This window comes from Vibrio sp. 1F255 (genome assembly GCF_041439145.1).
In the GTDB taxonomy this organism is placed as follows: Bacteria; Pseudomonadota; Gammaproteobacteria; order Enterobacterales; family Vibrionaceae; genus Vibrio; species Vibrio crassostreae_C.
This window is the reverse complement of record NZ_JBGONQ010000020.1, coordinates 1-13,010: the sequence shown is the minus strand read 5'-3', so window position 1 is coordinate 13,010 and position 13,010 is coordinate 1. Positions and strand designations below refer to the sequence as shown.

14 protein-coding genes are annotated in these 13,010 nt (G+C 44.6%); 12 read left to right on the top strand and 2 right to left on the bottom strand.

The features are described 5' to 3' along the window. Positions 1–2: 2 nt before the first annotated feature. The 7 genes from ACED41_RS12360 to ACED41_RS12330 all read left to right on the top strand — a co-directional run bounded on the left by ACED41_RS12360 (position 3) and on the right by ACED41_RS12330 (position 6,821). The gene (locus ACED41_RS12360; RefSeq protein WP_017060852.1) at positions 3–317 is read left to right on the top strand and encodes a winged helix-turn-helix domain-containing protein; all 315 of its coding nucleotides are present in this window, start codon (positions 3–5) and stop codon (positions 315–317) included. A gap of 200 nt (positions 318–517) precedes the next feature. Further along, entirely contained in the window at positions 518–937 is a 420-nt protein-coding gene (gene rbsD, locus ACED41_RS12355) for a D-ribose pyranase (protein ID WP_017060853.1), read from the top strand. A 99-nt stretch (positions 938–1,036) separates the two neighbouring features. After that, positions 1,037–2,542, top strand: a complete 1,506-nt coding sequence (rbsA, locus tag ACED41_RS12350; protein ID WP_065584612.1) for a ribose ABC transporter ATP-binding protein RbsA — start codon at positions 1,037–1,039, stop codon at positions 2,540–2,542. Continuing rightward, entirely contained in the window at positions 2,539–3,525 is a 987-nt protein-coding gene (rbsC, locus tag ACED41_RS12345; protein WP_229648140.1) for a ribose ABC transporter permease, read from the top strand. The genes rbsA and rbsC overlap by 4 nt, the downstream gene beginning before the upstream one ends. A 127-nt stretch (positions 3,526–3,652) precedes the next feature. Beyond that, positions 3,653–4,531, top strand: a complete 879-nt coding sequence (rbsB, locus tag ACED41_RS12340; protein WP_017060856.1) for a ribose ABC transporter substrate-binding protein RbsB — start codon at positions 3,653–3,655, stop codon at positions 4,529–4,531. 191 nt (positions 4,532–4,722) lie between these two features. Next, a complete protein-coding gene (gene rbsK, locus ACED41_RS12335) occupies positions 4,723–5,667 on the top strand; it encodes a ribokinase (protein WP_017067710.1) in 945 nt (314 codons plus the stop codon). A 152-nt stretch (positions 5,668–5,819) separates the two neighbouring features. Beyond that, a complete protein-coding gene (locus ACED41_RS12330; protein ID WP_017067711.1) occupies positions 5,820–6,821 on the top strand; it encodes a substrate-binding domain-containing protein in 1,002 nt (333 codons plus the stop codon). Between the two features lie 84 nt (positions 6,822–6,905). Here the strand turns inward: ACED41_RS12330 and ACED41_RS12325 are convergent, their stop codons facing one another. Together ACED41_RS12325 and ACED41_RS12320 are read right to left on the bottom strand one after the other, a co-directional pair. Further along, positions 6,906–7,697, bottom strand: a complete 792-nt coding sequence (locus tag ACED41_RS12325) for a carbon-nitrogen hydrolase family protein (protein WP_371725055.1) — start codon at positions 7,695–7,697, stop codon at positions 6,906–6,908. 167 nt (positions 7,698–7,864) lie between these two features. Continuing rightward, positions 7,865–8,275: a lysozyme inhibitor LprI family protein gene (locus ACED41_RS12320; RefSeq protein ID WP_371725054.1), complete on the bottom strand. Its 411-nt coding sequence runs from the start codon at positions 8,273–8,275 to the stop codon at positions 7,865–7,867. A 345-nt stretch (positions 8,276–8,620) separates the two neighbouring features. On the opposite strand from ACED41_RS12320, the gene ACED41_RS12315 reads away from it, so the two are divergent. The 5 genes from ACED41_RS12315 to ACED41_RS12295 all read left to right on the top strand — a co-directional run. Further along, the gene (locus ACED41_RS12315; RefSeq protein WP_371725053.1) at positions 8,621–10,192 is read left to right on the top strand and encodes an EAL domain-containing protein; all 1,572 of its coding nucleotides are present in this window, start codon (positions 8,621–8,623) and stop codon (positions 10,190–10,192) included. 96 nt (positions 10,193–10,288) lie between these two features. Next, on the top strand, positions 10,289–10,687 hold the full coding sequence (locus ACED41_RS12310) for a hypothetical protein (RefSeq protein WP_371725052.1): 399 nt from the start codon (positions 10,289–10,291) through the stop codon (positions 10,685–10,687). 788 nt (positions 10,688–11,475) lie between these two features. Beyond that, a complete protein-coding gene (locus tag ACED41_RS12305) occupies positions 11,476–11,724 on the top strand; it encodes a type II toxin-antitoxin system Phd/YefM family antitoxin (protein WP_371725051.1) in 249 nt (82 codons plus the stop codon). Further along, on the top strand, positions 11,714–12,004 hold the full coding sequence (locus ACED41_RS12300; protein ID WP_005377002.1) for a type II toxin-antitoxin system RelE/ParE family toxin: 291 nt from the start codon (positions 11,714–11,716) through the stop codon (positions 12,002–12,004). Before ACED41_RS12305 ends, ACED41_RS12300 begins: the two co-directional genes overlap by 11 nt. 282 nt (positions 12,005–12,286) lie before the next feature. Further along, positions 12,287–13,010: IS110 family transposase (locus tag ACED41_RS12295; protein ID WP_371725050.1), on the top strand; the 724-nt coding region annotated here is incomplete at its 3' end.

Genomic DNA, 13,010 nt, shown 5'->3' with positions numbered 1-13,010 from the left:
CGATGAACCACACAATAGACTTCAACGGCTTAATCATTGATATCGACGCTCGAACGATTACCAACCAGCAAGGAAACAAAATCACTTTGCGCCCTCGCCTATTAGCAGTGCTCTGCTTGTTATTGGAAAATGTGGGAAGACCGATTTCAAGAGAGCATATTGTTGATGTGTGTTGGGACGGACAACTCTCGTCACCACATGTTCTTGCAAACGTAGTCTATAACCTACGCAATGTGTTCGCGCGATTAAGAGCATCCAACGTCCAGATCATTACCATTAGTAAGTTCGGATATGCGCTATCGATTGAACCCACGTAAAAGGATTTATGCAATCAATGGCGGTGACTAAGATCACCAAAAAACGCCCCATCGAAACGTTTCGATGATCATTATCACACTCTAAAACAATCAAACGTGCAAATGATAAATCAGACACTATTATCACTATCGAAACGTTTCGATGGCTTTTCTTGAGTTGTTCTCAACCCATCAAGCGTTATTTTTCGATAGGTCGTGATATGAAAAAAAGTACTCTAATAAACTCTGAACTCTCTTACCTAGTGGCGACTCTTGGCCACACAGATGAAATCACGATTTGTGACGCGGGCTTACCAATTCCAGACCACGTAACTCGTATTGATCTTGCTTTAACTCACGGTGTCCCAAGCTTTCAGCAAACGGTAAAAACCATGCTGGATGAATCTCAAATCGAAGGTGTTGTGATTGCAGAAGAGTTTGCGAAAGTAAGCCCAGAGCACCACGCTGCGCTGATTGATTTAATCAAGACAGAAGAAGCGCGTTGTGGCAAATCGCTTTCTATTACTTACATCACTCATGAAGAATTCAAACAGCGTACGCATGAAAGCCGCGCGGTAATTCGCACCGGTGAGTGCACACCATACGCAAATGTTATTTTCCAAGCTGGCGTAACCTTTTAGCTCAAGCAAAACGCAACGACAGCTCAGTGACATCACTGAACCAAAACAATACATAGACAGAACAATCAAATACAACTGGCCCCGAGTAAAGGAACCGACATGACTCAAGCCATTTTAGAACTTAACTCAATTGAGAAAGCCTTCCCTGGTGTTAAAGCACTGGATAAGGCAAGCCTCAACGTTTATCCAGGACGCGTAATGGCGTTAATGGGTGAAAACGGTGCGGGTAAATCAACGCTTATGAAAGTGCTGACAGGCATCTACCACTTGGACGGCGGCACTATTGCCTACCAAGGAAAACCTGCTGCATTTAAAGGGCCACGTGATTCTCAACAAGCAGGCATTAGCATCATTCACCAAGAGCTGAATCTAATCCCTGAATTGACCATCGCCGAGAACATCTTCTTAGGTCGTGAAATCACGGGCACCATGGGTCGTATCTTGTGGAACGAGATGTACCAAGAAGCAGACAAGCTACTTAAACGCCTTAACGTGAAACACAGCTCGAAAACACCTTTAGGCCAGTTGAGCCTTGGTGAGCAGCAAATGGTAGAGATCGCGAAAGCCCTATCGTTTGAATCTAAGGTCATCATCATGGATGAACCAACCGATGCGCTAACCGATACCGAAACTGAATCTCTGTTTAAGGTGATTAACGAACTGCGCGATGAAGGCTGTGGCATTGTTTACATCTCTCACCGTTTGAAAGAGATCTTCGAGATTTGTGATGACATCACAGTGCTTCGTGACGGTAAGTTCATTGGTCAGTGTGAAGTAAAAGACACCGACGAAGATGGCCTAATCGAAATGATGGTTGGTCGTAAGCTAGAGGAACAATATCCACGTATCGGCCAGAGCCACGGTGAAACTTGTCTTGAAGTGATTGGCCTGACGGGTTCTGGTGTTCACGATGTTAGCTTTACGCTAAAACGCGGTGAAATCCTGGGTGTATCTGGCCTAATGGGCGCAGGTCGTACCGAACTGATGAAAGTGATTTACGGTGCCCTTCCAAGTGAACGCGGCGTCATCAACCTAGAAAACAAAACCATCAACCCTGTAAGCCCGAAAGACGGCTTGGCCAATGGCATTGCTTACATCTCTGAAGACCGTAAGGGCGATGGCTTAGTTCTAGGGCTTTCTGTTAAAGAAAACATGTCGTTATGTTCGCTTGACCTACTGACAAAGAGCGGTCAAATCCAACATAAAGACGAAGTGATTGCAGTAGATGACTTCATCAAGCTATTCAACATCAAAACCCCGACTCGCGAACAGATTATTGGCAACCTTTCTGGTGGTAACCAACAGAAAGTGGCTATCGCTAAGGGCTTGATGACCAAACCAAAAGTACTGATTCTCGACGAGCCAACGCGCGGTGTCGATGTCGGTGCTAAGAAAGAGATTTACCAACTCATTAATAAATTTAAAGCCGACGGCATGAGCATCATTTTAGTCTCATCTGAAATGCCAGAAGTGTTAGGAATGAGTGACCGCATCATGGTGATGCATGAAGGCCGTGTAAGCGGTGAATTTGATGCTAAAGAAGCAAACCAAGAATTATTACTGGCGTGTGCGGTCGGTAAAAAGATCAACGAGGACGCAGCATGAGTACTAAAACCATGAGCAAAACAACTGAAGCTCCAAAGAAAAAACCGTTAATCAGCAAAGAGTGGCTGATTGATCAAAAGTCATTGATTGCTTTGATCTTCCTGATTGTTGTCGTTTCTTTCTTAAACCCAAACTTCTTTACTGTCGACAACATCCTAAACATTCTGCGCCAAACCTCGGTTAACGCAATTATCGCTGTAGGTATGACGCTGGTTATCTTAACCGCGGGTATCGACTTGAGTGTGGGCTCTGTACTGGCACTTTGTGGTGCATTCGCAGCCAGCATGATTGGCATGGAAATCCCAGTGATGATCGCAGTACCAACCGCTCTTGTAGCAGGTGCAGCATTAGGTGCGATTAGTGGTGTGATTATCGCTAAGGGTAAGGTTCAAGCCTTCATCGCAACGCTTGTCACCATGACACTACTTCGCGGCGTAACCATGGTTTACACAGATGGTCGTCCTATTTCAACAGGCTTCACAGACACAGCAGACGCATTCGCTTGGTTCGGTACTGGCTACGCAATGGGTGTACCGGTTCCAGTATGGATCATGGTCGTGGTATTCGCAGCAGTATGGTACCTACTTAACCACACTCGCTTTGGTCGCTACGTTTACGCATTGGGTGGCAACGAATCTGCAACTCGCCTATCAGGCATCGACGTAGACAAAGTAAAAATCGGCGTTTACGCAATCTGTGGTCTGTTAGCAGCGGTGGCAGGCATCATCGTGGCATCGCGTTTGTCATCTGCTCAACCAACCGCAGGTATGGGTTATGAGCTAGACGCTATCGCAGCCGTAGTTCTTGGCGGGACAAGCTTAGCTGGCGGTCGTGGCCGTATCATGGGCACATTGATTGGTGCTCTGATTATCGGCTTCCTAAACAACGCCCTAAACCTACTAGACGTATCTTCTTACTACCAGATGATTGCAAAAGCAGTGGTTATTCTTCTGGCAGTATTGGTCGACAACAAAAACAAATAAAACCTATTCACACTCTAGGTTAATACAAGTAACACCCTGTTTTACCTTAAAATATTAGAATCTATAAATAATGTAACAACGAGCTAGGACTCACCTCTTAGCTCCCCCTACACAAAGGACTTACACCATGAAAAAATTAGCGACTCTTATTTCTGCTGCTCTTCTTTCTACAACAGTATCTGTGTCTGCACAGGCGCAAGATACAATGGCAATCGTTCTGTCTACATTGAACAACCCATTCTTTGTAACCATGAAAGATGGCGCAGAAGCGAAAGCTGAAGAGCTAGGCTACAAGCTTATCGTTCTGGATTCTCAAAACGACCCAAGCAAAGAGCTGTCGAACATTGAAGATCTAACCATTCGTGGTGTTAAGGCAATCCTGATCAACCCAACAGATTCAGACGCCGTGTCTAACGCAATTCGCATGGCTAACCGTTCAAACATCCCAGTACTAACACTAGACCGTGGTGCAAGCCGTGGTGACGTAGTAAGCCACATCGCTTCTGATAACGTAATCGGTGGTGAAATGGCAGGTCACTTCATCATGGAAAAAGTGGGCGAAAAAGCGAAAGTAATCCAACTTGAAGGTATTGCTGGTACTTCTGCAGCTCGTGAACGTGGTGAAGGCTTCATGAATGCAGTAAACGGCAGCGACCTTGAGCTTCTTGCAAGCCAACCTGCTGATTTCGACCGTACTAAAGGTCTGAACGTAATGGAAAACTTGCTTGCTGCTAACCCAGATGTACAAGCAGTATTTGCTCAAAACGATGAAATGGCACTAGGTGCACTTCGCGCAGTTCAAGCGTCAGGTAAAGAAGTGATGATCGTTGGCTTTGATGGCACAGACGACGGCATCGCTGCTGTTAACCGCGGCCTACTAGGCGCTACAGTTGCACAACAACCTGACCTAATCGGTTCTCTAGGTATCGAAATGGCAGACAAAGTACTGAAAGGCGAAACAGTAGACGAGTACGTACCAGTACCTCTAAAAATCATCGCTAAGTAATCGTTACTAGGTAACGCGATATAAAGCAGGGAGTTCCCTATCTCCCTGCTTTGATTGGCTCGCTGACTCAAACAAAAGCAAACCCCGACAGTGCATCGCTGTTTCTCATTCCGCTCACAAAAGAGAGCGCACTTAACACCATGAGAAAGACCCATGCATTTTCAAATACGATATATCATAAGGCTCGTATCATGACTCAACTGATTGTTTTAGGTAGCGTTAACGCTGACCACGTACTGCAAGTTCCTTCGTTCCCTCGTCCGGGTGAAACCTTGATTGGCGGTAACTATCAGGTCATCCCTGGCGGTAAAGGCGCAAACCAAGCAGTCGCTGCTGCGCGATTAAACGCAGATATCGGCTTCATCGCCTGTGTCGGTGACGACCCATTCGGCATCAACATTCGTCAAGACTTCGCTAAAGACGGCATCAACATCGACGGTGTTATCGTGGCAGACAACACGCCAACTGGCATCGCGATGATCCAAGTATCCGCAACGGGTGAAAACAGCATCTGTCTTTCTGCAGAAGCTAATGACAAGCTGACTTGCGACCAAATCGAACCACATCTAGAGAAGATTCGCGGAGCCAAATACCTGCTAACTCAACTTGAAACGCCAATTGAAGGTATTGAGTACGCTGCGAAAGTAGCAAAAGAGAGTGGCACGCAAGTCATTCTAAACCCGGCTCCTGCTCGTCCATTATCGGATTCACTGCTTGCTTGTGTTGACGTGATTACACCGAACGAAACTGAAGCAGAAGTGCTGACAGGCATTACCGTGACGGACAACGCGTCTGCTCATCAGGCTGCGTTGGCTCTGCATGCTAAAGGCATAGAAACGGTAATGATCACGCTAGGCGCGAAAGGCGTGTGGGTGAGTCATCACGGTCAAGGCAATGAAGCCAGCGAAGGTGAATTAATCGCAGGTTTCCGTGTTGAAGCAACAGATACAACTGCCGCAGGTGACACCTTTAACGGCGCGTTGGTGACAGGCTTGCTTGAAGATATGCCACTTGAGCGTGCGATTAAATTTGCTCATGCTGCAGCTGCTATCTCTGTGACACGCTTTGGTGCTCAAACGTCGATTCCAAGCCGTGCTGAAACCGATGCGTTTTTGGCAGAGCAACTGTCTGCTTAGTTTGATACCTATTTGAAGGCCTAACTTCTGAGCTAAACCGTGGTTAACGGATGTTAGCCTTCAAATTCGGTAACAACAAATAACAAGAATAAGCCCCTGTTTTCAGGCAGAATATCGCCCAACGTGGAAGGTTATTCCCACAAGGATTTTTTATGGCAACAATGAAAGACATCGCACGGCTCGCAAAGGTTTCGACTTCTACCGTGAGCCACGTGATCAACAAATCACGCTTTGTCAGTGAAGAGATTGCTGAGCGTGTTAACAGTGCGGCTAAAGAACTCAACTATGCGCCTTCTGCATTAGCTCGCAGCTTGAAAATGAAGCAAACCAAAACCTTGGGAATGCTAGTGACCACATCCACCAACCCATTCTTTGGTGAAGTGGTAAAAGGCGTTGAACGTCGTTGCTACGAAAAAGGCTACAACCTTATCTTGTGTAACACCGAAGGCGATAGCGAACGCATGAAATCCTCTATCGATACCTTGCTGCAAAAGCGTGTCGATGGCCTGATGCTGATGTGTTCTACCCTTGAAGGCGAACATATCGATGTATTCGAGCGCTACCCAGAACTGCCTGTTGTGGTCATGGACTGGGGCCCTATGTTGTTTGCGAGCGATAAGATCCAAGACAACTCGCACCAAGGTGGCTACATGGCAACTAAGCACTTGATAGATAACGGTCATTCTCAAATTGGTTGTATCACTGGCCCACTGCACCGTAATCAAGCTTCGTCTCGTTATCAAGGCTTCAAGCAAGCAATGGAAGAAGCCAATTTAGAGATCAACCCTAAGTGGATTGTTGAATCCAACTTTGAATGTGACGGTGGTTTTGACTCTTATCAGACATTGAAAACTCGTGGCGAAATGCCGTCTGCCTTGTTCGTCAGTAACGATATGATGGCGATGGGCGTGATTCACGCTGCGGCGCAAGATGGCACATCGATTCCGAATGATCTGTCTATCATTGGCTACGATGACATCCACCTGTCGAAGTACATGACACCCGCGTTAAGCACTGTCCACCAGCCAAAACATCGTTTAGGTAAAACCGCAGTGGATACGCTTTTGAGCAGATTACAAACTCCAGATGCTTATCCGCAAGTCGTTGAACTTGAACCTACTCTTGTTGAACGAAGCAGCGTAAAAGCCATTTAAAGCGCCTTCTTAGAGATCTAAACAACAAAGGGCAAGGTTAAAAAACCTTGCCCTTTTCGCTCCTAATGCACTTCACTTATCTTCTTAGCGATTCAACACAGATGCGATTTGCTGTATTTCGTCTAACACATCGACGCCATTGTATTGCGGCGCAATCGAGGGATCTTGAATACTCACGGTTTCTACCGATTGCTTGTCGTTAAGTTTAGTCACTAACTCCCCTTTGGGTGAGTAGGCTCGGCTTCCACCACAATAAGTCGCGGTAAACGCATTAACCACATCTTGCCCGACGCGATTACAAGTAACCATGTGACACCCTTCCTCCAAGGCTCTCGCTTGAGCAATGGCAAAACTATGATGCCCACCGAAGTTGGCAGGGTGAAGAATAACGTCGACCGACTGATACCCTCTCATGATCTCTGGGAACCAAATATCAAAGCAAATCGCGACACCAAACTTTAAGCCTTTGTGCTCAAACGAGAGGCGTTCCTCCCCTCTCGAGAAATACTGCTTATCGAATTTGGTTTGACTGATTTTTCTATATTTGTGTCGTAAACCGGAAGCATCCACAACCACGACGCTGTTGTAATATTGGCCGCTATCTTTCTCGGCAATACCAGCAACAATCAAGGTGTGATGCTTCGCTGCAAGCTGCGTTAATGAATCAATAGTACTGCTGTCGGCGAAGTCTTCAGCCAATTCATGAATTTCTTCAGCCTCGTTAAAAATATACCCAGTCGTGAACAGTTCAGGCAGTAAAGTAATATCACCGACTGACGGCTCCGCTTGCAAAAGATCAGAGACCGAATCTATATTCTTTTGTTTGTTTTTGTATTCAACTTCAAGCTGAATAAGCGTGATACTGACATTATTCAAAATCGATTCCTTACTAGGTAATACTTAAAGCTGTAATGCTTCAAGCTAGAGACTAAGAACTAAGAACGAAAGAGCAAGGCAATCCCCTATCGCTTTCTTATTCGCCCGCCAAAGGTTGAAGCAGGTGCACAGTCCTGTACGTATTTTAAACCTGCCTACGGCGCTAATTAAGGCTCTGGTAAAACGGGAGGCGTGCTGTCCATGTAGGTTAAGAAATTCGCCCACACCTCATGCGTGCGCTGCTTGGTTAACGTCGTCTTACAGGAAAGCGCCATAACCCCTCGAATAGAACCATCACGCCATTGGGTGTAAACAGAGTCACAATGTGCTGTCATGTACGCCTGCCAGCTCTCCTGAGCCTTCTTAATTGACGCCACCAGCTGAGCATCATAAGCATTGTGCTCAAAGCTGGCTGCAAGGTATTTATCGAGCTCCGCTTGTGCAGATTCCAACTCAATTGCCGCACAGTGATTGATCTCGATGGTATTCATCGCATTCTCGCAATCAACAACACCTTCGTCGGCCAACGCAGAGAATGAGAAGCACACCGCTATGAGTGCCGATATCAGTTTTGTCATAATCATCCTTTATGCTGCCACCACCAAAACGAATCGTGTCGTGACTTTATTTATTTAAACGTGGCTCAATATTTAGCTCATTCAGCTCATTCAGCCAGAGCAAATAACAATAAAATTTATCAGGATATAAGCATTTGTTATCCGCATAAATCATCAAAAATGACGCCTCGCCAACTCAAATAAATGAGATAACGCTCAGATTTTGCTGGTAAAACTAGAAAACATATTATTTATATCAATAATTCGTGCCTGCACTCACACTATTAATTATTTATATTGCTACCTAAACGCTAACTTTATAAATTAAATCGAATGCTCACATAAATCGGTAACGCTTCTCCAACTATGGATATCAAGTACCAAAACATTGCCAAGACTTCATTTTACTTTGCCATCTCTTTCTTTTTTTCCATGGCAATGCTCATTCCTTTTACACCGCATCACTACCAAACATTAACCGAAGACACATCAAGGTTAGTCGAAACCAGGTTAGAAGGGATCCAATCAAGGTTCGACCGTTTTTTATCTGAAGTTAGACCTGAACAGTCTTGCGACGCGATCGTTAGACAGCTTCGACAAAACGTTTTTGAAGCCGATTGGGTAAAAGAAGCAGCTGTATTCAATAAAGAGAACCGATTTTACTGTTCAACCACCGATGGTGACGTTTCATTTCGCCTATACAGCACCATCAGGCAGCGGCTCAATGACGACCCGAATTTAACGACCCTGTCGTATTCCAACTCGGCCATCACGCAAGTTCAGTCCATCATGCTCATTTTCTCTAACAAAGAAGATGCCGGAGTGAGCCTGATGATTCCGCCACACTTCATCTATGACCTTGTTGAAACAAACCTGAGCAGCCATGGAATACAGGCCAAAGTTGAAGTGATCAAAAGAGATATCCACCCTACCGATATTGACTCATCAATCGCCAAGGTGCGGATACAATCAAACACCTACCCATTGACCATCACCTCATACATTGGGTATCAGTTTTATCTTCACTTCATGTTGAGTTATTTATGGTTTGGCTTTTTGATGGCCGGAATCACCACCATTATTCTCCTTTCCATCAAGCATAAAAAGCAGAGCCAACGCAGCTTAGAATATTCGCTTTCAAGTGCGCTAAAAAACCAACACCTTCATGTTCACATGCAGCCTATCGTTAACCAAAACACCAATGAGATCGTCGGCTGTGAGTCACTATTACGATGGAACGACCCAATTGAAGGTAACGTCTCCCCGGCTATTTTCATTCCGCTTGCTGAAAGCTTAGGCTTAATTGAGGAGCTCACCTACTTCGTGCTGCGCAAAGTATTAATGACGTTGAAAAGCAATCAAGATGTGTTCGACTCAAAGTACATCAGCGTCAACATCAGCCGCAACGTAGTGTCTAACAGTAACTTCTCTAACAAAGTGATCAGCATCTTTAAAAGACACCCTGAGATCCTCAAGCAGGTGGTTTTTGAAGTAACCGAATATGGTGAATGTTCTGATGCCGACATGGTCAAAATTAGAGACAACCTAACCAAACTATCGAACAGGGGCGTCAGAGTCGCGATTGATGATTTTGGTACAGGCTACGCAGGGTTAGATTTCGTAAGACAGTTCCCGTTCAGCATTCTCAAAATTGATCGCGTGTTTGTGAAAAACATATCCGACGAATCCAGCTTTGGTCTCCCTTTGCTAGAGTCCATGCTTCAACTATCACGCTCCTTAGGCATGCAAGTCATCGTCGAAGGTGTCGAGTATGAATCCCAAGTGAAAATCTTATCTAAGCTCGGTGTCGACTATATCCAAGGCTTCTATTTTTATAAGCCGATGCCGATAAACCTGACTGTCAGCTTACTCAGGCAGCAGCATTTTGAGTCCGATAACGTTGAGGAACAAACCAACCAGACATTTCCTGTTACATAAGCCACTGAAAAACTGCGAAAGAAAACGCGAAGGCTATGGGTCTCCTTTGATGAACATTTAAATCATCGCATCATTGAATGCATCACAAGGGATATCATGGAAAAGACACTTCAAACCAAACTGGCGACTAGCCTACTACTGCTGAGAATCGGCATTTTTATCGTCTTCTTATTCTGGGGCTTGGATAAGATCCTTGTCCCTGAGCACGCGACAAAAGTACTGTCTGGCTTTTACGGCATCGACATCTCGAACAATGCGATGATGGCTCTGGGTGTCGCGCAGCTCGGATTTTTAGGCGCATTCGTTGTAGGCATGTGGAAAAAGTACACCTACGGAGCCATTTTAGTCCTTCATGCAGGCTCAACTTTCGCCTCTTTTGGAAAATACATGGACCCGTTCAATAACATTCTATTCTTCGCCTCTTGGCCAATGCTCGCAGCCTGTGTCGCACTCTTCTTACTGCGCGACTACGACACTTACAGCGTTGCCAACTAATACAAAGGGCGCCGTTATTGGCGCCCTGTTTGGTTGGGTTGATTCTTATCAACCTAAAATACTCTGTTAGCTGTATGACCCTATTTTACATTTCTATAAGTTACTAGAAACCCTGTCAAACCTATTGAGAGAGCTGCAATACATACTCCCCTCAGTATTGCATCATTGAGATAAGCTGAGTAGAAAAGCATTGCAATAAATGCACTACATGACACCAAAAAAGGTGCAATTGAACGATGGGTAAAACGTGAAGTATCAACCACACTATAACGATCTAGAACCAAATCCAAGAGCAAGAGCATGTGCATAACAAACAAAACATTTAGTACTGGAAGTACCCAGTAAAACCAACTATCTACAGGAAAGCTAAATAGTTGAACAAAGGTAAGGTGAGCCAATATAGAAAACAAAATACTTTTCCAACCATTCGAACTACTTTGTACTCTAATGCGGTATGTTCGTCGGGCGACAGAAGCAAGTGGCTTGACTGAAGAAACCCAAATAGCCAACCAAACTATAAGTAATACCATGGTTCAAGAGCCTCTAAATTAAGGTTTACGCAGCTATTCTGAATTAGGTATCTAGAACTATTATCCCAAGATATCGACACTTTACGCCTTGCTAAGGTGTGAGCAAACCAATACCTTAGCCTCCGCATAATACCTTAAACACATAAACCAACGCATAATAAAAATGCCACGTGTTGCGAATCACTCTTAAGCAACTTGTTATACCGCTTGATTGAGGCTAAAATGACCAAAATAAAGACCACTTAAGAGACCTATTAAATGACCACTAGAATTTTAGCCGATGTTGCTGCAAGCATTACTGAGTTGAAAGCTAACCCTATGAAAGTTGCAACTAGTGCTTACGGTGAACCTGTTGCTATACTGAACCGAAATGAGCCAGCATTTTATTGCGTACCAGCCGAAGCGTACGAAATGATGATGGACAGACTCGAAGATCTTGAACTACTAACTATTGCGAAAGAGCGTGAATCTGAAGAGAGTATTTCGGTAAATATTGATGACCTATAAACTCGACTTTAAAAAGAGTGCACTCAAAGAGTGGAAAAAGCTTGGCTCAACGCTTCAACAACAATTTAAGAAAAAGCTAATCGAGCGTTTAGATAACCCGCATGTTCCGGCTTCAAAACTCTCTGGAGCTGACAACATGTATAAGATTAAGCTGCGCCAATCGGGCTACCGTCTCGTCTACAAAGTTGAAGACGATGTCATCATTGTAACCGTCTTAGCAGTCGGAAAACGCGAACGTAGCGATGTTTACCGTAAAGCTATGAAAAGGTTAGATGATTGATTGCGGTAGCCCTGTTAAGGTGTGAGCAACGCATAGTAAAAATGCCACGCGTTGCGAATCACTCTTAAACAGTTTGTATGGATAATAAGCGCTCCAATCGGGTAATGTGAGACCCAGGCTTTAGCTGCAACTAAAGCTTTCTATGTAGCAGTTCGTTTAAACGCTGGCTCCTCTATCGAGAGACCGATAACAAACATGAACGCTACATAGGACTTCAAGCATAAACCTCGAATAGTCGACTGGGTCTCGAACCCGCATTACGCAAGCATGAGTTAGCTTATTATGAATACTAAAATCAATCAAAGCATCAACGTTGGAGTTGATACCGGCAAAACACAATTAGACATCCACATCAGGCCACTAGACCTATTTTTCTCAGTAGAGAACAATGATAAAGGCATCAAAAAAGCACTCAAAACGATTAAGAGTCACAGTCCTGAACGAATCGTTATTGAAGCTACAGGCCGATTAGAAATGCCTTTTGTTCTTGCATGTGCAGAGGCTCAATTACCTATTGTCAGAGCAAACCCTGTCCACATAAAACGATTCGCTGGTGCTATTGGCCGCAGAGCCAAAAATGATCGTTTAGATGCAGAATTGATCGCTCACTATGGAGAAGCAATCAAACCAGCTCTTACTGTCATAAAGCCAAAAAACATACGCCTAATGAGTGACTTAGTCATTCGCCGAAACCAGTTGTTATCCATGCAAACCATGGAAAAGAACCGAATCCAGATACTTCCCGCCTCTCTCCATCCGACTATCAAACCAATGCTAACCACGATAAAAAATCAAATCACCAAGTTAGAAGAAAAGCTCGTTAAACTCATTGAAGATAGCCCTGAATACCAAGCTAAAAACACAATATTGCAAAGCGTCCCAGGAATAGGAAACATTGCCGCTGCATCAATAATTAGCAACGTACCTGAACTTGGTTACATCACGAATAAACAAGCAGCATCACTGATTGGTGTCGCTCCAATAACACGCGAAAGTGGGCGCTACA